This is a genomic window from Stenotrophomonas sp. STEN014 (genome assembly GCF_056760315.1).
This window is the reverse complement of sequence record NZ_JBRREN010000002.1, coordinates 43117-70004: the sequence shown is the minus strand read 5'-3', so window position 1 is coordinate 70004 and position 26888 is coordinate 43117. Positions and strand designations below refer to the sequence as shown.

Genomic DNA, 26888 nt, shown 5'->3' with positions numbered 1-26888 from the left:
CGGTGGTGGCCAAGGGAGAGGGGTCGATTCAGGCGGGCATGGCACCAGGACAGGCGCCGGCTGGCAGGAACGTGCTGCGGGATTACTTGGTCAGGATCAGCTTGTCATTGCTGGTATGGCGCAGACGGTAGAACGTGTCGCCATGCTGGATCAGGATTTCGCGCTGCCCCTTGAGCAGCGCGACGCTGTCCAGGATTCCGTCACCGGACATCAACTGGACAGGGCGTTGCGGCAGATGCAGCGTGCGGGAGCGGAGCAGGACAGGTTGGGCGGACATCATCGTGATTCCGTGCTGGGGACGGAGTTGATGATAATGATTCTCAATATCAATGCAAGCATTGACGGGCGACCTCTTCCATCCCGCCCGACCTGCAGCCCTCAGCAGCGGCGTGCGCCCATCCCGCGCACGCTCCGCCGCCTGACGGGCCTCAGACAAAGGCCGCCTCGATCCTTTTCCAGGCCGCATCCTCCACCCGTGCGACCACATCCAGCGCGCGCAGGTTCTCCTCCAGCTGGCTGACCCGGCTGGCGCCAAGGATCACGCTGGACACGTTGGGATTGCGCAGGCACCAGGCGATGGCCAGCTGGGCCGGCGACTCGCCCAGCTCTGCGGCCACCGCGGTGAAACGCCGGACCTTGCCCAACCGGTCCTCAGCCGGATCACCCAGCACGGTCGCCTGCAACCAGTCCATCGACGAGGTCGCCAGACGGCTGTCGGCGCCGATACCCTCGTTGTACTTGCCGGTCAGCAGGCCCGACGCCAGCGGCGACCAGATCGTGGTACCCAGCCCGGCGCCGCTGTACAGCGACGCGTATTCCTCCTCCACCCGCGTGCGATGCAGCAGGTTGTACTGCGGCTGCTCCATCACCGGCGCATACAGATGATGGGCGCGGGCGAAGGCCACCGCCTCGGCGATCTGCGCCGCCGACCACTCCGAGGTGCCCCAGTACAGCACCTTGCCCTGGCGGATCAGGGTGTCCATGGCCAGCACGGTTTCGCCGATCGGCGTGTCCGGATCCGGGCGGTGACAGTAGTACAGGTCCAGATACTCCACGTGCAGGCGTTTGAGCGCGGCGTGGCAGGCGTCGATGACATGCTTGCGCGAGAGCCCGCGCTGCAGGGGATTGGGCGAGGGCACCGCGCCGAAGAACACCTTGCTGGAGACGCAATAGCCATCGCGCGGCAGGCGGAGGTCGCCGATCACATCGCCCATCACCTCCTCGGCGCGTCCCTGGGCGTAGACCTCGGCGTTGTCGAAGAAATTGACCCCGTTGTCCCACGCCGCCGCGATCAGGTTGCGGGCCTCGCTGCGCCCGATCTGGCCACCGAAAGTGACCCAGGCCCCGAACGACAGGGCGGAAAGCTGCAGGCCGGACGAGCCGAGACGACGGTATTGCATGGCGGACTCCTGGGATTTCTGGCGCACCAACCGGCGCGAACGGCCCAGAGTGTAACGGGCCGCGGATACCAGGCCAGGCCGCGAACCTTGCCGAGATCGGCGCAATCGCCGCAATTGCAGGAGCATCCCCTGTTAATTCTTGCCCGACATAGGCCGCTGCTCTAGGCTTGCGTCTTTTGCGGGCACGCCCGGGGATTACTCATGGTCGAAGGTTTTGGCAGGATCGGCTTCGGCCTGTTCGGCCTGGCGGTGCTTCTGGGCATCACCTGGCTGTTTTCCAACAACAAGAAAGCGGTGGACTGGAGGCTGGTGGCAACCGGTATCTCGTTGCAGGTGGCCTTTGCCGCACTGGTGCTGCTGGTTCCCGGCGGCCGTGACGTGTTCGACTGGCTGGGCCAGGGCTTCGTCAAGATCCTGAGTTTCGTCAATGAGGGCTCCAGCTTCATCTTCGGCAGCCTGATGGATGTACCCAAGTACGGCTTCATCTTCGCCTTCCAGGTGCTGCCCACGATCATCTTCTTCTCCGCGCTGATGGGCGTGATGTACCACCTGGGCGTGATGCAGGCCATCGTCAAGGCCATGGCCTGGGCCATCACCAAGATCATGCGCGTGTCCGGCGCCGAGACCACCAGCGTCTGCGCCAGTGTGTTCATCGGCCAGACCGAAGCGCCGCTGACCGTGCGCCCGTACATCTCCAAGATGACCCAGTCCGAACTGATCACGATGATGATCGGCGGCATGGCGCACATCGCCGGCGGTGTGCTGGCCGCCTACGTGGGCATGCTGGGCGCGGGCGATCCGGCGGCGCAGGCGTTCTACGCCAAGCATCTGCTGGCAGCCTCGATCATGGCCGCCCCGGCCACGCTGGTGATCGCCAAGGTGCTGATCCCGGAAACCGGCACCCCGCTGACCCGGGGCACGGTGAAGATGGAAGTGGAGAAGACCTCTTCCAACATCATCGACGCCGCCGCCGCCGGTGCGGGCGATGGCCTGCGTCTGGCGCTGAACATCGGCGCGATGCTGCTGGCCTTCATCGCCCTGATCGCGCTGCTCAACGCGCCACTGACCTGGGTCGGTGAAGTCACCGGTCTGGCCCAGATGATCGGCAAGCCGACCAACCTGTCCACGATCTTCGGCTACGTGCTGGCGCCGATCGCCTGGGTGATCGGCACCCCGTGGGCCGATGCCACCACGGTCGGTTCGCTGATCGGCCAGAAGCTGGTGATCAACGAGTTCGTGGCCTATCTGGAGCTGTCGGAAATCATCAAGGGCAACGTCGCTGGCGTGGTCCTGAGTGACGAAGGCCGCCTGATCGCCACCTACGCGCTGTGCGGTTTCGCCAACTTCAGCTCGATCGCCATCCAGATCGGCGGTATCGGCGGACTGGCCCCGGAGCGTCGCCAGGACCTGGCCAAGTTCGGCCTGCGCGCCGTGCTCGGTGGCACCATCGCCACCTTGATGACGGCCACCATCGCCGGCGTGCTGACCCATTTCGGCTGATCCCCAGCCACTTTCGAGATATGGATTCCATGAGTTCTGTAGTTGTTGCCGGTTCCTTCAATGTCGACCACGTCTGGCGCTGCGATGCCCTGCCCGCGCCAGGGGCGACCATTGCCGGCCGTTACAGTACCGGTCCCGGCGGCAAGGGTTTCAACCAGGCCGTTGCCGCGTGCCGTTCCGGCGCGGACACCCACTTTGTCTGCGCCTTGGGCGAGGACGCCGGCGGAGCCCTGGCGCGCCAGCTGGCCGCCGCCGACGGCCTGGCGCTGGTGGCCGAGGCCAGCAGCGAGCCCACCGGCACCGCCGGTATCTATGTCGATGCGCGCGGCCGCAACTCCATCGTCATCGGCGCCGGCGCCAATGCCTCGCTGAGCAGCGGGTTCATGGCCACCAACCGCGCCCTGATCGGCAACGCGAAGGTGCTGCTGGCGCAGCTGGAATCACCGGTGGAATCGATCGAATCGGCACTGGGCATCGCCCGCGAGAGCGGCGTGCTGACCGTGCTCAATCCGGCTCCGGCCAATGCTCCCTCGAGCATCGGCCTGCTCAAGCTGGCCGACGTGCTGACCCCGAACGAGACCGAGTTCTCGGCCCTGCTCGGCCGCCATGTGGGCGAGCGCGTGGAGGCCGACGACGTGGCCACGCTGGACGGCGCGCGTCTGCACGCCCTGTGCCGGCTGCTGTCGGGCGGCACCGTGGTGGTGACGCTGGGGGCGGTGGGCGTGTTCGTCTCGCACGATGAAGACACCCTGCGCGGCGACAGCGTGCCGTACTACCGCATCGGTGCCGAATCGGTGCAGGTGGTCGATACCACCGGTGCGGGCGACGCCTTCAACGGCGCGCTGTCCTCCTCGCTGGCACAGGCGCCGGAAGCGGCGTTCATGACCCACGTGCGTTTTGCCAACCAGTACGCGGCCCGCTCCACCGAGAAGGAAGGCGCCGCGCTGTCGATGCCACGGCTGACCCCAGCCGAGGCCTGAGCGGCCTGAAGGTTGCACCCACAACGGCCCGGCGACGGGCCGTTGTGCTGTCCGCCCGGCGTTCAGCCACCGCCCCACGGCCCACCCCCTACAATAGCCCCATGCAGATTGGCCCCTACACCATCGCACCGAACGTGGTGCTCGCGCCCATGGCCGGCGTCACCGACAAGCCGTTCCGGCAGCTGTGCAAGCGCCTGGGGGCGGGCCTGGCCGCCTCGGAGATGACCATCTCCGATCCACGCTTCTGGACCACACGCAAGTCGATCCACCGCATGGACCACGCCGGCGAGCCGGCGCCGATCAGCGTGCAGATCGCCGGTACCGAGCCTGCGCAGCTGGCCGAGGCGGCACGCTACAACGTCGACCACGGCGCGCAGATCATCGACATCAACATGGGCTGCCCGGCCAAGAAGGTCTGCAACGCCTGGGCCGGCTCGGCGCTGATGCGCGACGAGGCGCTGGTGGCGCGCATCCTGGAGGCGGTGGTGGCCGCGGTGGACGTGCCGGTCACACTGAAGATCCGCACCGGCTGGTGCGCGCAGGTGCGCAACGCCCCGGCCATCGCCCGCATCGCGCAGGACAGCGGCATCAAAGCGCTGGCCATCCACGGCCGCACCCGCGACCAGCACTACACCGGCACGGCCGAGTACGACACCATCGCCGCGATCAAGGCGATGCTGGACATCCCGGTGCTGGCCAATGGCGATGTGGATTCGCCGCGCAAGGCCGAGCAGGTGCTCAAACACACAGGCGCCGATGCGGTGATGGTTGGCCGCGCCGCGCAGGGCCGGCCGTGGATCTTCCGCGAGATCGCCCACTACCTGGCCACCGGCCAGGAGCTGCCGCCGCCGTCATTGACCGAGGTCCGCGGCATCCTGCTGGGGCATCTCACCGACCTGCACGCTTTCTATGGCGAACAACAGGGCGTGCGCATCGCCCGCAAGCATCTGGGCTGGTACGCCAGGGACCGCCCGGAGAACACGGCTTTCCGCGCGGTGGTCAACGCCGCCGAAACCGCCGATGCCCAGCTGCGCCTGACCGGCGACTATTTCGACGCGCTGATTGCCGGCGAGCGGCCGGCCCTGTCGCCAGCGGCCTGATCCGGCGCAGACCGCGTCAGCGCCGGGCGCCAGCGGTTCACCCATGAAAAAGCCCGCCAGCAGGACTGGCGGGCTTCCGGCAGGGACATCAGCGCGCGGGGGAGAGCAACGCGCTGCGGTCGATCAGCCGAACACCTTGAAGCGGGCTTCGTCCTCGATATAGCTCTTCTCGCCGAACGCGGCTTCATGGGAGCCGAACGGCATCTGCGCACGCAGGGTCCAGCTGGCCGGAATGCCCCAGTGCTCGCGCACCGCCTCGTTCACCAGCGGGTTGTAGTGCTGCAGGCTGGCGCCGATACCGGCGTCGGCCAGCGCGGTCCACACCGCGAACTGGGCCATGCCATTGGACTGCTCGCCCCAGATCGGGAAGTTGTCGGCATACAGCGGGTACTGCGCCTGCAGGCCCTTGACCACGTCGCTGTCGACGAAGAACAGCACGGTACCGGCACCGGCGGCGAAGCTGTCGATCTTGTTGCTGGTGCCCTCGAAGGCCTCGGCCGGCACGATCTTGCGCAGCTCGTCCCGGGTCAGGTCCCAGAACTTCTGGCTTTCGGCACCGAACAGGATCACCGCCCGCGCCGACTGCGCATTGAACGCCGACGGTGCTTCACGCACGGCGTGCTTGATCAGGCTGGCGGTGTCGTTCTGGCTGATCGGCAGGGTTTTGCCGAGGGCGTATTGCGAGCGGCGTTTCTTGTACAGGGCGATGGCCTGGCTGTTCATGGTCGGTTCCTTGGGAGAAGCGGACCGGCACCCTCGCCGATTCCTGCTTGATGGCCCCCATTTTATTTGCCAGCAAAATCAGAACAATCACCCTAAAAGGCATAATTTGTTTCAAATTCAGAACACAAGCCGGTGACTGGCTACCGGACACGCTCCGTCACCCCGGGGCCAGCCGCTTCCGCCACCGGTGGAGCCGTCCAGATCCGCTGCCACGCCTCGCCCAGGCGCTGTTTCAGCAGCGCACGCCCACCCTGCTCCCGGTAGACGGGCCTGAGCTGGCGTGGCGCGATCGCCTGCCAGTCCTCCCCATCAATCCGGGCCACGGCGAACGTGAAGTTGTAGTCCGGCTCCAGGCCCATGCGCAGATCGCTGAGCACCAGCTCCCCGCCCTGCACCTGCGCGCGCATGAAACCGCGGTTGAACCACTCCAGGCGCTGCACCGCCGGCACCTCGCCGGCCTGGCGCAAAGCCTGCACGTTGGAGGGGTAACCGCTGAACTGCATCGGCCCGTGGTCGGCCCACAGCGAGCGATCACCGACCACATAGCCGCCGGGGGTCATCGCCACCACCCGCCACAGCAGGGTGTTGAACGGCATCGGCACCGAGAACCTGGGCGCATCGGCGAGACCCATCGCCGCCAGCGCCTGATCTGCGGCCCGGTCCATCTGCGCCTTGGCCACCAGCGACCAGCCCAGATAACCGGTGCTGAGCAGCAACCCCGCCAGCAGTGCCCGCTGTGCCAGCGGCCGCACCTGCGCGAACCAGGCGATCACGCAGGCCAGCAGCAGCCACACGGTGTACAGCGGATCGATGATGAACACGCTCGACCACATCGCCGGTGCCGGGGTCAGCGGCCACCACAACTGGGTGCCGTAGACGGTGAAGGCATCCAGCAGCGGATGGGTGACCAGCGCCAGCACCATCGCCCACCACCAGCGCACCGGGGCTTCGGCCACCCGGCCCTGGCCGAAGCGGCGGTACAACCACCAGATCAGCGTGCCCAGCAGCGGCAGCACCAGCAGCGAATGGCTGAAACTGCGGTGCACCGTCATCAATGTGACCGGATTGTCGGTGAACGCCGCGATGAACAGGCCATCGAGGTCGGGCAAGGTGCCCAGTGCGGCACCGGCCAACAAGGCCGCGCGGCGATGGCCGGCGGGCGCGAGAGAGGCAGCGACAGCGCCGCCGAGAACGATCTGACTGAGCGAATCCATGTGCCGATCCTAGCAGCCGGTCACGGCCTACCATCCTCCCGGACCCGCTGGCTTAACCACCGGCAACATCACACCCCGCACAATGCACAGGGCGGGCATGCCGTGTATCATGCGCGCCCATCTCTCCATCCGAATCAAGGGATATTGCCTCGATGTCCAGCTACCTGTTCACCTCCGAATCGGTCTCCGAAGGCCATCCGGACAAGATTGCCGACCAGATCTCCGACGCGGTGCTGGACGCAATCCTGACCCAGGACAAGCGCGCCCGCGTGGCCTGCGAAACCATGGTCAAGACCGGTGCGGCCATCGTCGCCGGCGAAGTCACCACCTCGGCGTGGGTCGATATCGAAGAACTGACCCGCAAGGTCATCAACGACATCGGCTACAACAATTCCGACGTCGGCTTCGACGGCCACACCTGCGCGATCATCAACATGCTCGGCAAGCAGTCGCCGGACATCGCCGCCGGCGTGGACGGTTCGGGCAAGAAGACCAAGAAGCCGGAAGAACAGGGCGCCGGCGACCAGGGCCTGATGTTCGGCTATGCCTGCAACGAGGCACCGGAATTCATGCCGGCCCCGATCTACTACTCGCACCGTCTGGTCGAGCAGCAGGCCAAGGTCCGCAACAAGAAGAACTCGCCGCTGCCGTGGCTGCGCCCGGACGCCAAGAGCCAGGTCACCCTGCGCTATGGCGACAACGGCAAGATCGAAGGCCTGGACGCGGTGGTACTGTCCACCCAGCACGACCCGGGCGTGAAGCAGAAGGACCTGATCGAGGCCGTGCGCGAGCACATCCTCAAGCCGGTGCTGCCCAAGGCGTGGCTGGACGCGCTGCCGAAGAACAAGGTCCACATCAACCCGACCGGCATCTTCGTCATCGGTGGCCCGGTGGGCGACTGCGGCCTGACCGGCCGCAAGATCATCGTCGACACCTACGGCGGCATGGCCCGTCACGGTGGCGGTGCGTTCTCGGGCAAGGATCCGTCCAAGGTTGACCGTTCGGCCGCCTACGCCGCCCGCTACGTGGCCAAGAACGTCGTGGCTGCCGGCTTGGCGGACAAGTGCGAAGTGCAGGTCTCCTACGCCATCGGCGTGGCCGAGCCGACTTCGATCTCGGTCACCACCTTCGGCACCGGCAAGATCGCCGACGCGCAGATCGAGAAGCTGATCCGTGCGCACTTCGACCTGCGTCCGTACGGCATCATCAAGATGCTGGATCTGATCCACCCGATGTACCAGCAGACCGCCGCCTACGGCCACTTCGGGCGCAAGCCGAAGGAATTCAGCTACGTCGATGGCGAGGGCAAGAGCCAGACCGCGACCGCCTTCTCCTGGGAGAAGACCGACCGCGCCGAGGCGCTGCGCAAGGCCGCCAAGCTGAAGTAATAAACTGGCACTGCCAGTGACCGGAACGGGCCGCGCAAGCGGCCCGTTTTTTTGGCCCGCAACTGAACTGCCGTACAGGATCCCCCCGTGAGCGAATGCACCGACCCGCACCACCCGCCGACCACGCTGCCGCCCGCCAGCGATAGCGCCGCTCCCGACATGGACGGACTGCTGGCTGTGCTGGAAACCGTCGCCGAGGACCGTACCGTGCTTGATGCATGGCCAGCCGAGCAGCGCGCGCGGCTGTACAAGGCCGTGGCCAGCATCGCCAACCCGGCGCCGAAGTTCCGCCGCCAGAAGGCCAAGCTCGAACAGCGCGCGCAGCATGCCGAGAAACTGCGCAAGGCCGATGCACTGCTGGAACAGACCGGCATCCGCACCCTGCGCAGCAAACCGGTGTTCAGCACGCCGAACTATTTCCCGCCGCAGAATTTCGACCAGCAGAACCGGCTGGCGCACGATCCGCACGAGCCCGAACGCGAGCCACTGGAATCCCCAGAGCTGCGCCACTGCTATGTGTGCAAGCAGAAGTACACGCGGCTGCACCACTTCTACGACCAGATGTGCACACGCTGCGCGGACTTCAATTTCGCCAAGCGCACCGAGCTGGCCGATCTGGGCGGGCGCGTGGCGCTGCTCACCGGTGGCCGGGTCAAGATCGGCTTCCAGGCGGGTCTGAAACTGCTGCGCGCCGGCGCGCACCTGATCGTCACCACCCGGTTCCCGCGCGATTCGGCCGCCCGCTATGCGCAGGAACCGGATTTCGCGGTGTGGGGCCATCGCCTGGAGGTGTTCGGGCTGGATCTGCGCCATACCCCCAGCGTGGAAGCGTTCTGCAGTGAAGTGGCCGGCAAGTATTCGCGGCTGGATTTCATCATCAACAACGCCTGCCAGACCGTGCGCCGCCCGCCGGAGTTCTACGCACACATGATGGAGGCCGAAACCGCCAGCATGGCGCAGACGCCCGAACACGTGCGCAAGCTGCTGGGCAATTTCGAAGGGCTGCGCAGCCACGACCTGCTGCCCGAAGCCACCGCCCTGAGCTCGGCCGCGCTGCACGGCCTGTCCGAGGCCCCGGGGCTGACCCACGCACCGGCGCTGTCGCAGGTGCCCTTGCTGGCCGAGGAACTGCTGGGCCAGAAGCACCTGTTCCCGGAAGGCCGGCTGGACAAGGACCTGCAGCAGGTCGATCTGCGCGGACGCAACTCCTGGCGCCTGCAGATGCACGAGGTGCCGGCGGTGGAACTGCTGGAAACCCAGCTGGTCAACGCGGTGGCGCCGTTCATCCTCAATGCGCGGCTGAAGCCGCTGATGCTGCGCACGCCCAATCGCGACAAGCACATCGTCAACGTCTCGGCGATGGAAGGCCAGTTCTACCGCAACTTCAAGACCACCAAGCATCCGCATACCAACATGGCCAAGGCCGCGTTGAACATGATGACGCGCACCGCGGCGGCCGATTACCACGGCGACGGCATCCATATGAACAGCGTGGATACCGGCTGGGTTACCGACGAGGATCCGATCGAGCTGGCCACCCGCAAGACCGCCGAGGAGCGCTTCCATCCGCCGCTGGATATCGTCGATGGCGCCGCGCGCATCGTCGACCCGATCATCCACGGCTTCAACACCGGCGAGCACGTGTGGGGCCAGTTCCTGAAGGACTACCAGCCCACGCACTGGTAAGCGGCCGCCGGCGCCGCGGTGGTGCTGGACGGGCCGGGCCTCCGGCCGGCTCGCCTGCGCCACCGGCAATGGCCGTCGGCCACGCGGTCGCTGCGGATCGTGCAGCGCGGCGTCCCTGGCGGATCGGCGCTCAAGCGCAGCCTCGACGCCAGGCACCGGGGACAGAGGATCGAGGGCCCGGGCGGCATGCTGGACCGGCGGGACACGCTGCGGTTCGCCACGCCGGGGGGCTTCCACGGGGTGCGCCGCCACTTCCAGTGACGGTGGCCGCTGCGTCGGGACAGGGGCGGTGACACCGCCCTCTTTCCGCGCCGGATTACCCGTCCCGCGCCCGGGTGGAGTAGCCTGCGGGCCCTGTCGTCGCGGTACCCACCATGTCCGAACCCACCTCCCACCAGTTGTCGATGACCGTGCTGATGACCCCGGAGATGGCCAACTTCTCCGGCAAGGTGCACGGCGGCGCGGTGCTGCGCCTGCTCGACCAGGTCGCCTATGCCTGCGCCAGCCGCTATGCCGGCAACTACGTGGTCACCCTGTCGGTGGACCAGGTGACGTTCCGCCAGCCGATTGCCGTCGGCGAACTGGTGACCTTCCTGGCCTCGGTGAACTACACCGGCACCTCGTCGATGGAGGTGGGCATCAAGGTGGTGGCCGAGGACATCCGCAAGGCCAGCGTGCGCCATGCCAACAGCTGTTTCTTCACGATGGTGGCGGTCGATGACGAGGGCCGGCCGACCCCGGTGCCGCCGCTGCAACCGGAAACCAGCGATGAGAAGCGCCGCTTCGCCGCCGCACAGCTCCGCCGCCAGCTGCGCCAGGAGATGGAGCAGCGCCACCTGGAGCTGCTCAAACACAATCCGTCCGGCGCCGCCGATCTGGCGGTGGAGGCTTAAAAACCGGAACGCCGACCGGAACTGTCGCCCGGCCGGCGCCTTCCGGCGATCGATCAACCGGTGTTCTGCACGCCTTGGGAAACGCCGTTGACGCAGGCCACCAGTGCGCGCAACAGCGCCTCGTCCTCGCGCCCGCTCTCGCGCCAGCGCCTGAGCAGATCCACCTGCAAGGCGCTGATCGGGTCGATGTAGGGATTGCGCAGGCGGATCGACAGGGCCAGCCGCGGATCGTGCTCGAGCAGTTCCTGCTGTCCGCTCAGGCGCTTGACCCAGTGCGCGGTCAACGCCAGCTCCTCGCGGATCAGCGGGAAGAAGTGCCCGTGCAGCGGGCCGGCCAGCTGCGAGAACTGCTCGGCGATATGGATATCACCCTTGCTCAGCACCATCGCCATGTCATCGAGGAAGGTCTCGAAGAACGGCCAGTCGTGCGCCATCTCGCGCAGCCGCTCCTCATGGCCGGCATCGGCGGCGGCCTGCAGCCCGCTGCCCACGCCGAACCAGCCGGGAATCACCGCGCGCGCCTGGCTCCAGGCGAACACCCACGGAATCGCGCGCAGGTTGGACAGCGCCGCGTCCTGGCCCAGCCGCCGCGACGGCCGCGAGCCCAGCGTCATCCGCTCGATCACATCGATCGGCGTCGCATTGCGGAAGTAGTCCATGAAGCGCGCATCGCCAACGAAGGCGCGGTAGGCGCGCGAGCTTTCGGCCGCGACGGTCTCCATCACCGGGATCCACTGCGCCTCGCGCGGTTCGGCCGCACGCGGGCGCAGGCTGGCGCGCAGCACCGCGCCGGCCGACTGCTCCAGCGAACGCAGCGCCAGCGCGCGGATGCCGTACTTGCGATGGATCACCTCGCCCTGCTCGGTCACCCGCAGGCGGCCATCGATGCTGCCGCGTGGCGAGGCGTTGACCGCATGCGTGGTCCTGGTGCCGCCGCGGCTGATCGAACCCCCACGGCCGTGGAAGAAGGTCAGCTTCACGCCGTAGGCGGCGGCGGCGTCGAGCAGGTCCACCTGTGCCTGTTGCAGGCCCCAGCGCGAGGCGGCGATGCCGCCGTCCTTGCCGCTGTCCGAATAGCCCAGCATCACCATCTGCACGTCATCACGTGCGGCCAGATGGGCGCGATAGACCGGATCGGCCAGCAGGTCGCGCAGTGTCGCGGTCCCGCGCTGCAGATCGTCCACGGTCTCGAACAGCGGCGCGATATCCAGCGGCACCGCATCTTCCGCATCGACCAGACCGCCGCGCCGGGCCAGTGCCAGCACCGCCAGCACGTCGCCGCAGTCGTGCGCCATGGAGATGATGTAGCTGCCCAGCGCATCGGCGCCATGGCGATGGCGGGCATCGGCCAGCGCGGCGAACACCTTGTCCAGACGCTGCCCGGCCTCATCACCGCCGCGCTCCAGTGAGGCACTGCCAGCCGCATACGGCGAGAGCAGCGCCGCGCGCGCGGCATCGTCCAGCGCATCGAAACGGTCTTGACCACCGAGCACGTCGGCCAGCGCGCGCGCATGCACGCTCGATTCCTGGCGCACATCCAGCCGTGCCAGATGGAAGCCGAAGGTGCGCACCCGCCACAGCAGCCGGCGCACCGAGAACCAGCCGGCGTGCTTGCCCTTGTTGGCCTCCAGACTGTCCAGGATCAGCTGCAGGTCGGCGGCAAATTCCGCCGGCGACGCATAGGCGCCGGGTGCATCTTCCAGCGTGGCCTGCAGCCGCGCCCGCATGCGGTCGTTGAGCAGCCGGTACGGCATGTCGGCATGGCGCGGGCGCGACTGCACCTGCGGCAGCAGCTGGTGGTACTGCTCGACACGGGCCAGCACGTCGGCGCTGACGCCGACCAGTTCGGTGGACTGGCTGAGCAGGCTGGCCAGCGCCAGCATGTCCTTCAGATACAGGCCGAGCACGGCGCTGCGCTGCGCGTTCAAGGTGGCGGTGATGGTGGTCGCATCCACATTGGGATTGCCGTCCATGTCGCCGCCGACCCAGGTGCCGAAGCGCACCAGCCGCGGCAGCGGCAACGTGCGGCCCCAGGTGTCCAGCAGCGCCTGTTCCAGCGACTCGTAGAACACCGGCATCACCCGGTACAGCACCCGGGTGAGATAGAAGCCGACATGCTCGCGCTCGTCATCCACGCTCGGCCGCACCGGCGAGGAATCGGCGGTCTGCCACGAAGCGGTCAGCGCCATGCGGAAGCGCGCGGCATCGGCGGCCTGCTCGCCGGGCGTGCGCTGGCCATCGAGGTTGTCCACCAGCGCGGCCACCATCAGCTGTTCTTTTTCCAGCAGCGCGCGGCGCACCGCCTCGGTCGGATGCGCGGTGAAGACCGGCTCGATATCGATCCGCGGCAACCACTGCGCCAGCTCCTCCAGCGACACGCCCTGCGCCTTGAGCTGCAGCAGCGCATCGTGCAGGCCATCGGGCTGCGGACGCTTGGTGCCGGCACGCTGGTAGTCGCGGCGGCGGCGGATGCGGTGCACGCGCTCGGCGATGTTCACCACCTGGAAGTAGGTACTGAACGCACGCACCAGCGCCTCGGCCTCGCGCGGTGCGCGGCCCTCCAGCTGCGTGCTCAGTGTTGCCAGCGGGCCCTGGCTTTCACGACGCGCGATCGCCGCCGTGCGCACCGCTTCCACTTCATCAAGAAAGTCCGGCGATACCTGCTCGGACAGAAGGTCGCCGACCAGTGCACCGAGGCGGCGCACATCGTCGCGCAACGGCAGATCGGGGGTGGCGAAGACAACGCTGCTGCGGTACTCGTTCATCCTGGGACGTGGAGCCTTGAGAGCGGAAACGCCCCAAGCCTACCCCAAAAAATCGCCGGTTTTTGCAGTGCATCATGGCTGAAACAGTTGCATCTGCACCTTGTCCAGCCGCTGTCCCGGCAGACAGCACAACGGGGCGCAAGCGCCCCGTTGTGGACATCCCCTGTCGCTGGAACGTCAGCGTTTCTTGCCACCGGTACTGGCCGGCGCGGCCAGCCACTTGTCCAGCCACTCCTCGCTTTCCGCCAGCATGGTCATGATCGATTCGCGCGCGCGGTAGGCGTGCGATTCATTGGGCAGCATCACCAGCCGCGAGGTGCCCCCCAGCCCCTTCACCGCGGCGAACATGCGCTCGCTCTGCAGCGGGAAGGTGCCGGAGTTGTTGTCCTCGGCCCCATGGATGAACAGGATCGGGTCCTTGATCTGTTGCGCGTAGTTGAACGGCGACATCTTCAGGTACACCTCCTGCGCCTGCCAGTAGTTGCGCTCCTCGGCCTGGAAACCGAACGGGGTCAGCGTGCGGTTGTAGGCACCGGAACGGGCGATACCGGCCTTGAACAGGCGCGTATGCGCGAGCAGATTGGCGGTCATGAACGCGCCGTAGGAGTGCCCGCCGACGGCGATGCGTTCGCGGTCGGCGACACCGCGCTTGACCACCTCGTCCACCGCCGCCTGCGCGCTGGCCACCAGCTGCTCGATATAGGTGTCGTTGGGTTCTGCATCGCCCTCGCCGATGATCGGCATGGTCGGTGCGCTGAGCACCACGTAGCCCTTGGCCAGGAACGCCTGCGGCCCCCAGTAGCTGACCGCGTTGAAGCGGTGCGGCGAGCCGGTGACCTGGCTGGCGTCCTCGGCCGATTTGAACTCGGCCGGGTAGGCCCACATCAGCAGCGGCCGCGGGCCATCCTTCTTCGGGTCGTAGCCCGGCGGCAGCAGCAGGTCGCCGGTCAGTGCCACCCCGTCGTTGCGCTGGTAGCGGATCTGCTCCTTCTTCACCCCCCGCAGGGCCGGCAGCGGGTGCGCGAAGCGGGTCAGCTGCCGCGGCGTGGCATCGGCGTCCAGGCCACGGGCGAACAGGTTGGCCGGCACGTCGTTGGATTCGCGGTAGCTCAGCACACGCGGGCTTTCACCGTCGATCAGCGCCAGCGGCATCTCGTAGTACGGCGCCTGCGAGTGGAACAGACGCTCGGCCTTGCCGCTGTGCAGGTCCACCTTGTCCAGGAACGGGCGATCGCCCTCGGCAGAGGCGCCGGCACCGATGCGGTAGAAACTGTTGCCATCGGCGCTGAGCTGCAGCCGCGAGCGGCCGGCCGCATCGGCCTGCAGCACCGGATTGCCCGGATCGCCGTAACGGTCATCGTCCGAACGCGCCGACAACAGCACCGGGGCCTGTTCGGGATGGTCCGGGGCGATCTTCCACTGCTTGACCTGGCGGGTCTTCCACCACGATTCGTCCAGCAATGCCAGGTCGCCACGGCCCCAGGTGATACCGGCATAGCGCGAGCCCAGCTGCGCCAGCGTCACCGGCGGCTTATCGAACGGCGCGGCCTGCATCAGCACCGCATCGCGGATCGCCGTGTCACGCGACGGATCACCGCCGTCCTGCGCCTCGGCCCACACCAGCGTGGCCGCCGCATCGGCGCGCCAGCTGATCGAGCGCACGCCGGTGGGCACCGCGTCATTGCCGGTGGGCAGGCCATCGACCAGTGGCAGCCGCGCCACGGTATGCACCAGCTTGCCCTGCGCATCGAGCACTTCGATGTTGCGCGGGAACCGGCTCACCGGCACCGCGTAGGAGAACGGCCGCTGCACCCGCTGGCTGAGCAGGTAGTTGCCGTCCGGCGAGGCCGCCAGGCCCAGATAGATGCCCACCGCGCCGACCGGGGTGGCCTGGCCGTTGATCGCCACCCGCGTCGGCTGCGCCTGCAGGTAGTACTCGAACAGGCGCGCGTCGTCCTCGTTCTTGAGCAGGTCCTGGTAGGTGCGCACCGAGCGCACGCCCTGCCCGGCCTCGGTCTGCTGCACCGCCGGGCCGGTCGGAACGCCATCACTGGCCGGCGGCGCGCCGCGCCCGGCCGGACGCTGCATCACCAGCAGTTCCGTGCCGCCCGGCAACCACGCATAGCCGTTGCCGACGATGCTGTTCAGATCCTGCGCCACCCGGCGCGCGCTGGCCGTGCCGACATCCACCAGCCACAGCTCGTTGGCACCGCTGGCCGGATCGACCTGGTTGAACGCCAGGTACTTCTGGTCCGGCGACCACGCCAGCGAGGCCACCGACAGCGGCTGCGGCAGGCCACTGATCTGGCGCTCGGCGCCGTCCACGGTGGAGATCAGCCACAACTTGCTGCCGAACGAGAAGCGGCTGTCAGACACCGTCTTCGGGTTGATCCGCAGCCCGGCCAGCTTCAGCTCCGGGGCCGCCACCTGGGCGATGGACGGCAACGGCGGGGTCTGCAGCATCGCCGCCAGATCGCGCCTGGGCGACAGGCTCAGGGTCGGCGCACGCGGGGCATCCACCACCGCCTGCAAGGCGGCCGACGGGAGCCGGTAGCCCTCGCCCTGGGTGGCCTTCTGCGCCGGCGGAGGGGCCAACGCCATTACCGGCGGTACCGAGAGCAGCAGGCCGGCGCACAGCACCAGCACGGCCGAAGCGCGCTTGGCGCGGCGGGCGGGGGATTTGGTCATGACAATCCTTAACAACAGAGGCGATCAGACAACTTAACAATCTCTGTCGCCGTTCTCCCCTGCCTTTGGTTGGGCTGCCGGCGCGACGACCGCGCCGCGATATAATCGCCACCCCCGCTCCGAGGGGCGCTGCGACCGTACCGACCCCACCGGGGCTCGCGTCACGGCCAGGCTCGGGCGGCTTCCATGCAACAACGGCGCCCGGCGAACGCGAGCCTGCTCGCACCACACCGGAGCTCTACATGAACGCTGTTGCCAAGACCTTCTCACAGGAAGGCGATTACAAGATTGCCGATATCGCGCTGGCCGACTGGGGCCGCAAGGAGCTGGATATCGCCGAGCACGAGATGCCGGGCCTGATGTCCATCCGCCGCAAGCACGCCACCACCAAGCCGCTGGCCGGCGTGCGCGTGACCGGCTCGCTGCACATGACCATCCAGACCGCGGTGCTGATCGAGACCCTGAAGGATATCGGCGCCGACGTGCGCTGGGCCTCGTGCAACATCTTCTCCACCCAGGACCAGGCCGCCGCGGCGATTGCCGCCACCGGCACCCCGGTGTTCGCGTGGAAGGGCGAAACCTTGGAAGAGTACTGGGACTGCACCCTGGACGCGCTGACCTTCACCCTGGCCGACGGCACCCTGACCGGCCCGCAGCTGGTGGTGGACGACGGTGGCGACGTCACCCTGCTCATCCACAAGGGCTATGAGCTGGAACAGGGCGATGACAGCTGGGTCAACTCGGCCTCGGGCAGCCACGAGGAACAGGTGATCAAGAACCTGCTCAAGCGCGTGGCCGTCGAGCGCCCGGGCTACTGGACCCGCGTGGTCGCCGACTGGAAGGGCGTCTCCGAAGAGACCACCACCGGTGTGCACCGCCTGTACCAGCTGGCCGAACAGGGCAAGCTGCTGATCCCGGCGATCAACGTCAACGACTCGGTCACCAAGAGCAAGTTCGACAACCTGTACGGCTGCCGCGAGTCGCTGGCCGATGGCCTGAAGCGTGCGATGGACGTGATGCTGGCCGGCAAGGTGGCCGTGGTCTGCGGCTACGGCGATGTCGGCAAGGGCTCGGCCGCCTCGCTGCGCAACTACGGCGCGCGCGTCATCGTCACCGAGATCGATCCGATCTGCGCACTGCAGGCGGCGATGGAAGGCTACGAAGTCAACACGGTCGAATCCACTCTGGGCCGTGCCGACATCTACGTCACCACCACCGGCAACAAGGACATCATCACCGCCGCGCACATGCAGGCGATGAAGGACCAGGCCATCGTCTGCAACATCGGCCACTTCGACAACGAGATCCAGGTCGATGCGCTCAAGGCCCTGCCGGGTCTGGTACACACCAACATCAAGCCGCAGGTGGACAAGTACACCTTCGCCAATGGCAACAGCATCTTCCTGCTGGCCGAAGGCCGTCTGGTGAACCTGGGCTGCGCCACCGGCCACCCGAGCTTCGTGATGTCCAACAGCTTCGCCAACCAGACCCTGGCGCAGATCGACCTGTGGGCCAACAAGGACAGCTACCAGAACAAGGTCTACATCCTGCCCAAGCACCTGGATGAGGAAGTGGCGCGCCTGCACCTGGAAAAGATTGGCGTGAAGCTGACCACCCTGACCAGGGACCAGGCCGATTACCTCGGCGTGCCGGTCGAAGGCCCGTACAAGCCGGACCACTACCGCTACTGATCGGCCTGCCGGTCACTGCGTGAAACACGAAACGGGCGCCGTCAGGCGCCCGTTTTTTGTGTCTGTTTACCCGAACCGCGTCCCTGCCGGCGCCAGCTCAGGCACCCCCGCAACGGACCGGTCACCCGCCGGACGCCGTTTCGCTCTACGCCCGTGCGTTGCCCCAAGACGCCGGGTCACCCGGGATGGCGCAGAAGTTCGAGCCGCTCCGCATCAAACGAACCGCGCTGCGCACAGCAGCACCCGCCACTTCCCAACCCGCCACGGCGTGGGGATACTCGAAGCCAGACCGTTCCGTCACCGACTGGGGAGTTTTGATGGCAAGGCGTGCTCGATATCTGCTGGCGGCGACCTTGGTCGCTTTTTCATCCACGGCGTTCGCACAGAGTGACGCATACAAAGCCGGTTACAGCGTTGGCCGGCAACTGGGGCGTTTCATGGGTCTGGCTTTGCCCGGGGCGGCAGCCGCTGTCGGCGTCGTTGTCGCGCTGCTGGTCTTGCGCGCATGGCGCAAGCGCCGCACTGCCGATGACAGACGGGCCTGACATCCCCCCTGCCTGGATGGCGCATCCGCCACGGCAGCCACCGGCATGAGTACCGACCGCGACTTCATCGACTATGTCGCCGAGCAGATCGGCCTGGGCAGCCGCCTGAGCCACAGGAAGATGTTTGGCGAGTACGCGCTGTATGTCGATGGCAAGGTGGTGGCCTTCGCCTGCGACAACAGCCTGTTCGTCAAACCCTCCGCTGCCGCCACCGGACTGGCACCGTCGCTGCCGCAACGCCCGCCGTATCCCGGCGCCAAGGACTATCCGGTGGCCGATGAGCTGCTTGATGACAGCGAGGCGCTGCGCCGGCTGATCCTGCAGACCGCCGAGCTGATGCCGCTGCCGAAGCCCAGGAAGATCGCCGCCAGGCGCGCGCACCGATCCGCAAAGCCCTAGGCCACCCCGGCCAACGCACGGCCGGGGACGTAGCCGCCGCTATCGCCCTACGGGACGGCCGATGGCGGCGACCACCGGCCGTCACCTCGCCGCGCGGCTAGCGCTTCGACAACGCCAACACCCCGGCAACGGCCGCGCAGCCGATGGCGTAGCAGGCGATATCCGCCCACGAGAAGGTGTTGCCGATCAGCGTGTACATCACATCGCCGCGCACATAGCCCAGCCGTTCGGCCAGCGCGAAGTACTGGGCCACTTCCATCGCCCAGGCCAACCCGAACACGCCCAGCAGCAGCGCGTGGTCATCGAACCGCACCACGCTGCGGATCGCCGCGTACAACAGCACCACCACCAGCACATCACCCAGATAGGCGCGTATCCACGTCACCTGCGACAGTTGCGTGGCGATCACCACTTCCAGCAGGAACAGGGCGATGGCCAGCAGCATGTGCCGCGGGCTGAACGCGAACACGCCCCACCCGGCACGCGCCTTCAGATAAAGACTCATCGCCAGTTGGCGTTGCTGTCCCAGAACGCAACCGCGCGCGCATAGGCGGCACGGTCGATCGCCACGCCCGAGCCGCCCTCCTCCACGCCGAGTGCGTTGCGCATCATTGTGATCGGCGCCATCGGCACTTCCTCGGGCTCGGCGGTGTAGAGACAGCCGACCACGCCCCAGTCGGCCTCGATCGGCGCGCCTTCCCTGGCAAGCTGCTCGGCGCTGTACAGGATCACCACCAGGTACTCGGCCACCGGCGGCTCCACGCCCTCGAACCAGCGCACCAGCACCGGCAGCTCCTCGCGGGTGCGCGCCTCGTAGCCCGAGCGCAGCAGATGGCGGTTGTCATCGGTTATCGGCACGGTCAGGCAGCGGGTGGAGGTCCAGTTGCGGTGCACATGCAGCTTGCAGAACGGCGCGTAGCCGTCGAGCACCTTGTACGGCGCATGGGCGTTGAGGTGCTGCTCGAACTGCTCCGGCGTGCAGTCCTGGATGGTGTTGGCGCGCGGCGTGCGCGGGAACAGCCGGGTGCGGGCGAAGGGGGTGAGATAGATCGACATCAGACCGCTCTTAACAAAGTTGAGCGCGCATTCTCCGCTATCGGCACCACGCCGCGCCCGGCTCCACCGCAGAGTTGGGCCTCGGCGGCGTGGGTGGCGCTGGACGGGCGGCCACCGGCGACGCCGCGACGGGCACGGCGTTGGCCGGCATTCCCTGTCGGGGTGGGCAACAGCGACGGACATATCGCAGCGTTGCCCCACGATTGAATACATCTTCAGGACAATCGAGAAAAATCGGTCGAAGTCGAACATAAATCGCTAGTGCACGACCGAAAAATGGTCGAGCGCGAGCAAAAAATGGGCGGCGCCGACCGGAGATCGGTCGCTCACGACCAGAAATCGCTCGATGACGACCGGAAAATGGTCTGCACCGGCCAGAAACAGATCGTCGCAGGGCGACTTGGGGCATTGGCCAGCGCAGCACGCTCGCCATCGACCGGGAAACGCTGATCGGCGTTCGTACCCCGCGCCTGGCGATCAGCGGCAGCCGCTGCTCATCCACCGCCGCGCGCCCGATCACGGCCCCGCATCGGCCACCGACAATCTTCAGACCCGGACCGGCCCAGCATTCCCCTCGATTTCCACGTCAGGGCCACGCCCTGCCCGGTCCGACACGGAGAAGGCCATGGACCTGCGCGATGACACTCCCCGGGCACTGGCCAAGGTGCCGGCGCTTACCTTTGGCTTCTGGGTGATCAAGGTGCTGGCCACCACGCTGGGCGAAACCGGCGGCGATGCGGTATCGATGTCGCTGGGGCTGGGCTACGCGGTCGGCACGGCGATCTTCATGGTGATGTTCCTGCTGGCGGTCGCCGCGCAGATCCGCGCCAGCCGCTTCCGGCCGGCGCTGTACTGGCTGACCGTCATCGCCTCCACCACCGTGGGCACCACGCTGGCCGACTTCGCCGACCGCTCGCTGGGCATCGGCTATACCGGCGGCAGCACGCTGCTGCTGGGTTTGCTGCTGGCCACGCTGTTCACCTGGCACCGCACGCTGGGCTCGATCGATATCGGCACCGTGGCCAGTCCGCGCGCGGAGAGGTTCTATTGGCTGACCATCATGTGCTCGCAGACGCTGGGCACGGCGCTGGGCGACTGGACCGCCGACAGCGCCGGGCTGGGCTACCTCGGCGCGGCGGCGGTCTTCGGCGGGGCGCTGCTGCTGGTGGCCGCCGCCTGGCGCTGGAGTCCGATCTCACGCGCGACACTATTCTGGATCGCCTTCGTGCTGACCCGGCCGCTGGGCGCGGTGGTCGGCGACTTCCTGGACAAACCGCTGGATCACGGCGGACTGGCCGTGAGCCATTACGGCGCCAGCGCCGTGCTGCTGGTGGCCATCGGCGTATGCGTGGCGGTATTCCCACAGCGCGCGGCCGCGCGGCCGCACTGAACCCGGGGCGGCAGCGCGCGAGGGCGGGCTGTGGGTGGCCGGTCCGGCTCAAGGCCGGGCCACGGCATGGTCACAGGCGAAACTCTTGAACATCCATCTTGATGAAGAGATATAATGACCCGCAATCCAGCATGCCCGGCGCCCCATGACCGCGATCAGCTTCGAGTTCTATCCCCCCAAGACCGATGACCAGCGTGCCCAGCTGGACCGCACCGCGGCCAGGCTCAAGGCCTACGCGCCGGAGTACGTGTCATGCACCTTCGGCGCGGGCGGTTCGACCCTGAGCTACACCTCCGAGACGGTGCGCCATCTGAACCAGCACCATGGCCTGCAGGCCGCGCCGCACCTGTCGTGCGTCGGCGGCACCCGCGAGGAGATCCGCGAGCTGCTCAAGCTGTACCGGGCCATCGGGGTCAAGCGCATCGTCGCCCTGCGCGGCGATCTGCCCTCGGGCATGGGCTTTCCCGGCGATATGCGCTATGCCTCGGAGCTGATCGCCTTCATCCGCGCCGAACATGGCGACGCCTTCCGCATCGAGGTCGGCGCGTATCCGGAAACCCACCCGCAGGCGTCCTGCGCGCTGGCCGACCTGCGCCACTTCAAGACCAAGATCGATGCCGGCGCCGATGCGGCGATCACCCAGTACTTCTACAACGCCGACGCCTATTTCCACTTCGTCGAGGCGGTGCGCAAGCTGGGCGTGGAGGTGCCGATCATTCCCGGGATCATGCCGATCTCCAACTTCAGCCAGCTGCGGCGTTTTTCCGAGCAGTGCGGCGCGGAGATCCCGCGCTGGATCAGCAAGCGCATGCAGGCCTTTGGCGATGATGCCGAGTCGGTGCGCACGTTCGGCGCCGATGTGGTGGCCGCGCTGTGCGAGCGTCTGATCGCCGCCGGGGTGCCGTCGCTGCACTTCTACACACTCAACCTGGCCCGGCCGACGCAGGCGGTGCTCAGGCGCCTCGGACACGCCTGAACCGGGCGGAAGCACCTCACTTCCGTCACTTCCTGCCCGCTGATCCAGCCACTACCCTTGGGCGATGCGAATCGCCCTGCTGCTGTTGTTGTCCGCCATTGCCCTGGGGGCGTTCGATCTTCACGCGCAGCAGATCAACCGTTGCACCAATGCGCAGGGCCAGACGGTGTACGGCGACAAACCATGCGAGGCGATGGGCGCGCGCGCGCGGCTGCTGCCCGGCGGCCGGGCCACCGGTGGCAGCGGCCTGTACCACGACAGCTGCGCGCGCCGGCTCAGCGAGGTGGTCGCACAGATCCAGCGTGCGGTGGACGCCCGCGATGCCAACCGGCTGTCGGGCATCTATCTGTGGAACGGGCTTTCTTCGGCGGCGGCCACCCAGGTGATGGACCGCCTGGACGCCATCGTGCAGCGGCCCCTGGTAGATATCGCGCCGGTGTTCCCCCCCGAACCCGCGTACGAGCCGGCACCGCCGCAACCGTTCACCTATACCGATGGCAGCCCGGTGGATCCGCAACAGGCTCCTGTCCCTGAAGTGGGGGTCAGTCCCCCGCCCGCGCCGCCGCGTCGCCCGATCGGACTGCGGCTGGAGCAGACCCTGGCCAACAGCGCCACGCCTTCGCGCACCGTGTTCAACCTGCGCCGCCAGTACAACTGTTTCTGGATCACCCTGTAACCGGACGCGGCCACAGCCCGCGGATCGCAGCGATGCCCTGCGCGCCGGCGCGCCGGGCGCGACCGATATCCTCCGCGGTCAGCCCACCGATGGCGTAGATCGGCAGCGACACCTGCTCACGCAGGTATTCGAACTGCTCCCAGCCGATACCGGCCGCCTGTGGATGGCTGGCGGTGACCTGCACCGGACCGAGCACGGCAAAATCGCAGCCCAGCGCCTGGGCGGCGCGCAGCTGCGGCAGGTCGTGGCAGGAGGCACCGACCAGCAGATGCGGCGGCAGCGGACGGGTATCCAGCTGCAGCAACTGCTCGGCGCCCAGATGCACGCCGATCTCCAGCGCACGCGCCAGTTCGATATCGCGGTTGAGCAGGAAATCGGCATCACGGCCGAAACGTGCAACCGCCTGCCGGGCTAGCGCGGTGCGCTGCGCGCAGGCCGGGGTGCGCAGCTGCACGCGGCGGATGCCGCTGTCCAGTGCGTCTTCCAGCCCGCCGAGCCAGGCCTCGGCATCGTCCGCGGGCTCGGGCGTGACCAGATAGCAGTCGGGCTGGCGCAGCGCCGCCACCACCGGCAGATCGGCCGGCGGCATCGAATACCGGGAGAGTTTGTCCGGGGTCACCCAGGTGATGGCCTGGCCTTCGCGACCACGCGCCACACCTTTCCACTGCCGCACCCTGCGCACCTCCAGACGCAGGCGCTTGTCCGGATACAGCTGCGGCACGTCCATCACCCACTCGCCGATCTCGGCCTCGATGCCGAGCTCCTCGTGCAACTCGCGCGCCAGCGCCTGTTCGGAGGTCTCGCCGGGCTCGCGCTTGCCACCGGGGAACTCCCACAACCCGGCCATGTCACTGTCGCCGCTGCGGCGATTGAGCAGGATACGGCCGCGCGCGTCGGTGATGACGGCGGCCACGACGTGGATCGAGCGCAAGGGGGAAGTCATGGGCTGAGAATGCCGAAAACCCGCCCTTCGGCGCAACATTCCGGTGCCGGCGGCACCCGCGTGCCGGGGCGGAGACCGGGCCAGAAAAAAGCCCCGCACGGGGCGGGGCTTTGATCGATCAGCTCAGCTGGCCGTGGCAGTGTTTGAACTTCTTGCCGCTGCCGCACGGGCACGGATCATTGCGGCCAACCTTGGGCTCCTCGCGGGTGATCTGGGCCACGCCCTGCGGGCCGGCCTCCACCTGCGCGGCTTCCTCATCGGCGCTGTAGCCACCGCTGTCCTGGTGCTGGAACTGCGACATCTGCAGACGCGCTTCGGCCTGCTGGCGTTCCAGCGCCTCCATCGCGGCCACTTCCTCCTCGCTGCGCACGCGCACGCGCGAGAGCATGGTGATCACTTCGCGCTTGACGTCTTCGAGCATCTGCGAGAACAGCTCGAAGGCTTCCTTCTTGTACTCCTGCTTGGGCTGCTTCTGCGCGTAACCACGCAGGTAGATGCCCTGGCGCAGGTAATCCATACGTGCCAGATGCTCCTTCCAGCTCTGGTCGAGCACGGTCAGCATCACGTGCTTTTCCAGCGCGCGCATGGTTTCGCTGCCCACGGCCGCTTCCTTCTGCGCGAAGTGCTGGTCCATGAAGTCGATCACCTTCTGCGCGATCGCCTCGGCATCGAGTTCCTCGTGCGCCTTGACCAGGCCGACCACGTCCATCTGCACGCCCAGCTCCGATTCCATCGTCGCCTGCAGGCCAGCCAGATCCCACTGCTCGTCCACCGAGTTCGGCGGCACGAAGCGGGTCACCAGGTCATAGATCACATCGCCACGGATGCCGTCAATGTTGTCCTTGACCGACTCGGCGTCCAGCAGCTCGTCGCGCTGGGCGTAGATCACCTTGCGCTGGTCGTTGTTGACGTCGTCGAAGTCCAGCAGGTTCTTGCGGATGTCGAAGTTGTGCGCCTCGACCTTGCGCTGCGCCTTCTCGATCTGACGGCTGACCATGCGGTCTTCGATGACGTCGTCTTCCTTCATGCCCATCATGCGCATCGCCTTCTGCACCCAGTCCGAGGCGAAGATGCGCATCAGGTTGTCTTCCAGCGACAGGTAGAAGCGGGACGAACCCGGATCACCCTGACGGCCGGAACGGCCACGCAGCTGGTTGTCGATACGACGCGATTCGTGGCGTTCGGTGCCGACAATGTGCAGGCCGCCGGCCGCCTTGACCGCTTCGTGGCGCGCCTGCCAGGCGGCCTTGACGGCGGCCTTCTGCTCTTCGCTGATCTCGTCACCCAGCTCGTGCAGCTCGGTTTCCAGCGAGCCGCCGAGCACGATGTCGGTACCGCGACCGGCCATGTTGGTGGCGATGGTCACCGAGCCCGGACGGCCGGCGTTGGCGACGATGGTCGCTTCGCGGTCATGCTGCTTGGCATTGAGTACTTCGTGCTGCACACCGGCCTTGCGCAGGTGCTCGGACAGCATCTCCGAGGTTTCGATCGAGGTGGTACCCACCAGCACCGGCTGGCCGCGCTTGGCGCATTCCTCGATGTCGGCCAGCACCGCGTTGAACTTGCCGGTGCGGTTGAGGAACACCTGGTCGGGGTGGTCCTTGCGCACGGTCGGCTTGTTGGTCGGGATCACCACCACTTCCAGGCCGTAGATGCTCTGGAATTCGAAGGCTTCCGTATCGGCCGTACCGGTCATGCCGGACAGCTTCTTGTACATGCGGAACAGGTTCTGGAAGGTGATGCTGGCCAGCGTCTGGTTTTCCCGCTGGACCGGCACGCCTTCCTTCGCTTCCACCGCCTGGTGCAGGCCGTCGGACCAGCGGCGGCCGGCCAGGGTACGGCCGGTGAATTCGTCGACGATCACCACTTCGCCATCGCGCACGATGTAGTCCACATCGCGCTGGTAGATGGCGTGGGCGCGCAGCGCGGCGTTGAGGTGGTGGACGACGGTCAGGTTCTGCGCGGCATACAGGCCGCCTTCGTTGTCGGCACCGATGATGCCGGCTTCGCGCAGCAGTTCCTCGGCGTGCTCCATGCCCGCTTCGGACAGGTGCACCTGCTTGCCCTTCTCATCGACCCAGTAGTCGCCCTCGCCGTCTTCGGCTTCCTGCTTGATCAGGCACGGCACCACGCGGTTGACGCGGATGTACAGCTCCGGGGAATCGTCGGCCGGGCCGGAGATGATCAGCGGGGTACGCGCCTCGTCGATCAGGATCGAGTCGACCTCGTCGACGATGGCGTAGTGCAGGCCACGCTGGTAGCGATCCCCCCTGGTCAGCGCCATGTTGTCGCGCAGGTAATCGAAACCGAACTCGTTGTTGGTGCCGTAGGTGATGTCGGCGGCATAGGCCTCGCGCTTGTCGCTGTGCGGCATGCCCGGATAGACCACGCCCACGCTCAGGCCCAGCCAGTTGTACAGCTTGCCCATCTGCGCGGCGTCGCGGCGGGCCAGGTAGTCGTTCACCGTGACCACGTGGACGCCCTTGCCTTCCAGCGCGTTGAGGTAGACCGGCAGCGTAGCCACCAGGGTCTTGCCCTCACCGGTGCGCATTTCGGCGATCTTGCCCAGGTGCAGGACCATGCCGCCAATCAGCTGCACGTCGTAATGGCGCATGCCCAGCACGCGGGTGGAGGCTTCACGGCAGACCGCGAAGGCTTCCGGCAGCACCTTGTCCAGGGCTTCGCCGCCGGCGATGCGTTCACGGAATTCGGCCGTCTTGGCCTTCAGCGCGTCATCGGAGAGCTTCTGGATCTCCGGCTCCAAGGCATTGATCTTGGCGACGATACGGTTGAGCTGGCGAAGCTGGCGCTCGTTACGGCTGCCAAAAACGCGGGTAAGCAGGCTGTTGATCATTGAAGGAACCGGTTTGAATGA

At 67.2% G+C, this 26888-nt stretch carries 24 protein-coding genes and 1 riboswitch; of the genes, 14 read left to right on the top strand and 10 right to left on the bottom strand.

The features are described 5' to 3' along the window. Positions 1-82 precede the first annotated feature (82 nt). Both hemP and ACVOMC_RS02845 read right to left on the bottom strand, forming a co-directional pair. Positions 83-277 carry a hemin uptake protein HemP gene (gene hemP / locus ACVOMC_RS02850; protein WP_481522768.1) on the bottom strand — a complete coding sequence of 65 codons (195 nt, stop codon included), beginning with the start codon at positions 275-277 and terminating at the stop codon, positions 83-85. 151 nt (positions 278-428) lie between these two features. After that, positions 429-1400 carry a potassium channel beta subunit family protein gene (locus ACVOMC_RS02845; RefSeq protein WP_481522767.1) on the bottom strand — a complete coding sequence of 324 codons (972 nt, stop codon included), beginning with the start codon at positions 1398-1400 and terminating at the stop codon, positions 429-431. A gap of 201 nt (positions 1401-1601) precedes the next feature. Here ACVOMC_RS02845 and ACVOMC_RS02840 point away from each other — a divergent pair, with 201 nt between their 5' ends. The 3 genes from ACVOMC_RS02840 to dusB all read left to right on the top strand — a co-directional run bounded on the left by ACVOMC_RS02840 (position 1602) and on the right by dusB (position 4980). Beyond that, on the top strand, positions 1602-2900 hold the full coding sequence (locus ACVOMC_RS02840) for a NupC/NupG family nucleoside CNT transporter (protein WP_481522766.1): 1299 nt from the start codon (positions 1602-1604) through the stop codon (positions 2898-2900). Between the two features lie 29 nt (positions 2901-2929). Continuing rightward, on the top strand, positions 2930-3880 hold the full coding sequence (locus ACVOMC_RS02835; protein ID WP_481522765.1) for a ribokinase: 951 nt from the start codon (positions 2930-2932) through the stop codon (positions 3878-3880). Between the two features lie 101 nt (positions 3881-3981). After that, on the top strand, positions 3982-4980 hold the full coding sequence (gene dusB, locus ACVOMC_RS02830; RefSeq protein ID WP_481522764.1) for a tRNA dihydrouridine synthase DusB: 999 nt from the start codon (positions 3982-3984) through the stop codon (positions 4978-4980). 123 nt (positions 4981-5103) lie between these two features. Here dusB and ACVOMC_RS02825 read toward each other — a convergent pair whose 3' ends face one another. Continuing rightward, entirely contained in the window at positions 5104-5703 is a 600-nt protein-coding gene (locus ACVOMC_RS02825; RefSeq protein ID WP_481522763.1) for a nitroreductase family protein, read from the bottom strand. Positions 5704-5843: 140 nt separating this feature from the next. Further along, a complete protein-coding gene (locus ACVOMC_RS02820; RefSeq protein ID WP_481522762.1) occupies positions 5844-6917 on the bottom strand; it encodes a metal-dependent hydrolase in 1074 nt (357 codons plus the stop codon). Between the two features lie 152 nt (positions 6918-7069). Here ACVOMC_RS02820 and metK point away from each other — a divergent pair, with 152 nt between their 5' ends. The 4 genes from metK (at position 7070) to ACVOMC_RS02800 (ending at position 10884) form a co-directional block, all read left to right on the top strand. Next, positions 7070-8305 carry a methionine adenosyltransferase gene (gene metK / locus ACVOMC_RS02815; protein ID WP_481522761.1) on the top strand — a complete coding sequence of 412 codons (1236 nt, stop codon included), beginning with the start codon at positions 7070-7072 and terminating at the stop codon, positions 8303-8305. 159 nt (positions 8306-8464) lie between these two features. Then, on the top strand, positions 8465-9991 hold the full coding sequence (locus ACVOMC_RS02810) for an SDR family NAD(P)-dependent oxidoreductase (protein ID WP_481523056.1): 1527 nt from the start codon (positions 8465-8467) through the stop codon (positions 9989-9991). Between the two features lie 18 nt (positions 9992-10009). Next, the gene (locus ACVOMC_RS02805; protein WP_481522760.1) at positions 10010-10252 is read left to right on the top strand and encodes a phosphatidate cytidylyltransferase; all 243 of its coding nucleotides are present in this window, start codon (positions 10010-10012) and stop codon (positions 10250-10252) included. A gap of 113 nt (positions 10253-10365) precedes the next feature. After that, a complete protein-coding gene (locus tag ACVOMC_RS02800) occupies positions 10366-10884 on the top strand; it encodes an acyl-CoA thioesterase (protein ID WP_481522759.1) in 519 nt (172 codons plus the stop codon). A gap of 53 nt (positions 10885-10937) precedes the next feature. On the opposite strand, the gene ppc is transcribed toward ACVOMC_RS02800, so the two are convergent. Next, positions 10938-13649: a phosphoenolpyruvate carboxylase gene (ppc, locus tag ACVOMC_RS02795; protein WP_481522758.1), complete on the bottom strand. Its 2712-nt coding sequence runs from the start codon at positions 13647-13649 to the stop codon at positions 10938-10940. A 177-nt stretch (positions 13650-13826) separates the two neighbouring features. Then, positions 13827-16337, bottom strand: a complete 2511-nt coding sequence (locus ACVOMC_RS02790; RefSeq protein WP_481522757.1) for an alpha/beta hydrolase family protein — start codon at positions 16335-16337, stop codon at positions 13827-13829. Positions 16338-16452: 115 nt separating this feature from the next. Further along, positions 16453-16547, top strand: a riboswitch (S-adenosyl-L-homocysteine riboswitch). 32 nt (positions 16548-16579) lie between these two features. Here ACVOMC_RS02790 and ahcY point away from each other — a divergent pair. From ahcY to ACVOMC_RS02775, 3 genes are all read left to right on the top strand, one after another. Next, on the top strand, positions 16580-18028 hold the full coding sequence (ahcY, locus tag ACVOMC_RS02785) for an adenosylhomocysteinase (protein WP_481522756.1): 1449 nt from the start codon (positions 16580-16582) through the stop codon (positions 18026-18028). A gap of 185 nt (positions 18029-18213) precedes the next feature. Next, positions 18214-18573 (top strand): hypothetical protein, encoded by a 360-nt coding sequence (locus ACVOMC_RS02780; protein ID WP_481522755.1) that lies wholly within the window; start codon positions 18214-18216, stop codon positions 18571-18573. Between the two features lie 45 nt (positions 18574-18618). Further along, on the top strand, positions 18619-18972 hold the full coding sequence (locus ACVOMC_RS02775) for a TfoX/Sxy family protein (protein ID WP_481522754.1): 354 nt from the start codon (positions 18619-18621) through the stop codon (positions 18970-18972). A gap of 97 nt (positions 18973-19069) precedes the next feature. Here the strand turns inward: ACVOMC_RS02775 and ACVOMC_RS02770 are convergent, their stop codons facing one another. Next, positions 19070-19477, bottom strand: coding sequence for a ribosomal maturation YjgA family protein (locus ACVOMC_RS02770; RefSeq protein ID WP_481522753.1), 408 nt, complete (start codon positions 19475-19477; stop codon positions 19070-19072). Then, on the bottom strand, positions 19474-20028 hold the full coding sequence (locus ACVOMC_RS02765) for a DUF3228 family protein (RefSeq protein WP_481522752.1): 555 nt from the start codon (positions 20026-20028) through the stop codon (positions 19474-19476). Before ACVOMC_RS02765 ends, ACVOMC_RS02770 begins: the two co-directional genes overlap by 4 nt. Positions 20029-20304: 276 nt before the next feature. On the opposite strand from ACVOMC_RS02765, the gene ACVOMC_RS02760 reads away from it, so the two are divergent. From ACVOMC_RS02760 to ACVOMC_RS02745, 4 genes are all read left to right on the top strand, one after another. Beyond that, a complete protein-coding gene (locus ACVOMC_RS02760) occupies positions 20305-20478 on the top strand; it encodes a hypothetical protein (protein ID WP_481522751.1) in 174 nt (57 codons plus the stop codon). A 175-nt stretch (positions 20479-20653) separates the two neighbouring features. Next, complete coding sequence (locus ACVOMC_RS02755; protein ID WP_481522750.1) at positions 20654-21418, top strand: COG4705 family protein; 765 nt, start codon at positions 20654-20656, stop codon at positions 21416-21418. A gap of 124 nt (positions 21419-21542) precedes the next feature. Then, a complete protein-coding gene (metF, locus tag ACVOMC_RS02750; RefSeq protein ID WP_481523055.1) occupies positions 21543-22394 on the top strand; it encodes a methylenetetrahydrofolate reductase [NAD(P)H] in 852 nt (283 codons plus the stop codon). Positions 22395-22458: 64 nt separating this feature from the next. Next, a complete protein-coding gene (locus tag ACVOMC_RS02745) occupies positions 22459-23070 on the top strand; it encodes a DUF4124 domain-containing protein (protein ID WP_481522749.1) in 612 nt (203 codons plus the stop codon). Here the strand turns inward: ACVOMC_RS02745 and ACVOMC_RS02740 are convergent. Together ACVOMC_RS02740 and secA are read right to left on the bottom strand one after the other, a co-directional pair. Continuing rightward, positions 23060-24013 (bottom strand): Nudix family hydrolase, encoded by a 954-nt coding sequence (locus tag ACVOMC_RS02740; RefSeq protein WP_481522748.1) that lies wholly within the window; start codon positions 24011-24013, stop codon positions 23060-23062. The genes ACVOMC_RS02745 and ACVOMC_RS02740 overlap by 11 nt on opposite strands. Before the next feature lie 118 nt (positions 24014-24131). After that, a complete protein-coding gene (secA, locus tag ACVOMC_RS02735; RefSeq protein WP_481522747.1) occupies positions 24132-26867 on the bottom strand; it encodes a preprotein translocase subunit SecA in 2736 nt (911 codons plus the stop codon). Positions 26868-26888 lie beyond the last annotated feature (21 nt).

Bases quoted from the DNA above. Each gene is read 5' to 3' on its own strand.
- hemP (WP_481522768.1), bottom strand. From the start codon at position 277: ATGTCCGCCCAACCTGTCCTGCTCCGCTCCCGCACGCTGCATCTGCCG.
- ACVOMC_RS02845 (WP_481522767.1), bottom strand. From the start codon at position 1,400: ATGCAATACCGTCGTCTCGGCTCGTCCGGCCTGCAGCTTTCCGCCCTG.
- ACVOMC_RS02840 (WP_481522766.1), top strand. From the start codon at position 1,602: ATGGTCGAAGGTTTTGGCAGGATCGGCTTCGGCCTGTTCGGCCTGGCG.
- ACVOMC_RS02835 (WP_481522765.1), top strand. From the start codon at position 2,930: ATGAGTTCTGTAGTTGTTGCCGGTTCCTTCAATGTCGACCACGTCTGG.
- dusB (WP_481522764.1), top strand. From the start codon at position 3,982: ATGCAGATTGGCCCCTACACCATCGCACCGAACGTGGTGCTCGCGCCC.
- ACVOMC_RS02825 (WP_481522763.1), bottom strand. From the start codon at position 5,703: ATGAACAGCCAGGCCATCGCCCTGTACAAGAAACGCCGCTCGCAATAC.
- ACVOMC_RS02820 (WP_481522762.1), bottom strand. From the start codon at position 6,917: ATGGATTCGCTCAGTCAGATCGTTCTCGGCGGCGCTGTCGCTGCCTCT.
- metK (WP_481522761.1), top strand. From the start codon at position 7,070: ATGTCCAGCTACCTGTTCACCTCCGAATCGGTCTCCGAAGGCCATCCG.
- ACVOMC_RS02810 (WP_481523056.1), top strand. From the start codon at position 8,465: ATGGACGGACTGCTGGCTGTGCTGGAAACCGTCGCCGAGGACCGTACC.
- ACVOMC_RS02800 (WP_481522759.1), top strand. From the start codon at position 10,366: ATGTCCGAACCCACCTCCCACCAGTTGTCGATGACCGTGCTGATGACC.
- ppc (WP_481522758.1), bottom strand. From the start codon at position 13,649: ATGAACGAGTACCGCAGCAGCGTTGTCTTCGCCACCCCCGATCTGCCG.
- ACVOMC_RS02790 (WP_481522757.1), bottom strand. From the start codon at position 16,337: ATGACCAAATCCCCCGCCCGCCGCGCCAAGCGCGCTTCGGCCGTGCTG.
- ahcY (WP_481522756.1), top strand. From the start codon at position 16,580: ATGAACGCTGTTGCCAAGACCTTCTCACAGGAAGGCGATTACAAGATT.
- ACVOMC_RS02780 (WP_481522755.1), top strand. From the start codon at position 18,214: ATGGCGCAGAAGTTCGAGCCGCTCCGCATCAAACGAACCGCGCTGCGC.
- ACVOMC_RS02775 (WP_481522754.1), top strand. From the start codon at position 18,619: ATGAGTACCGACCGCGACTTCATCGACTATGTCGCCGAGCAGATCGGC.
- ACVOMC_RS02770 (WP_481522753.1), bottom strand. From the start codon at position 19,477: ATGAGTCTTTATCTGAAGGCGCGTGCCGGGTGGGGCGTGTTCGCGTTC.
- ACVOMC_RS02765 (WP_481522752.1), bottom strand. From the start codon at position 20,028: ATGTCGATCTATCTCACCCCCTTCGCCCGCACCCGGCTGTTCCCGCGC.
- ACVOMC_RS02760 (WP_481522751.1), top strand. From the start codon at position 20,305: ATGGTCGAGCGCGAGCAAAAAATGGGCGGCGCCGACCGGAGATCGGTC.
- ACVOMC_RS02755 (WP_481522750.1), top strand. From the start codon at position 20,654: ATGGACCTGCGCGATGACACTCCCCGGGCACTGGCCAAGGTGCCGGCG.
- ACVOMC_RS02745 (WP_481522749.1), top strand. From the start codon at position 22,459: ATGCGAATCGCCCTGCTGCTGTTGTTGTCCGCCATTGCCCTGGGGGCG.
- ACVOMC_RS02740 (WP_481522748.1), bottom strand. From the start codon at position 24,013: ATGACTTCCCCCTTGCGCTCGATCCACGTCGTGGCCGCCGTCATCACC.
- secA (WP_481522747.1), bottom strand. From the start codon at position 26,867: ATGATCAACAGCCTGCTTACCCGCGTTTTTGGCAGCCGTAACGAGCGC.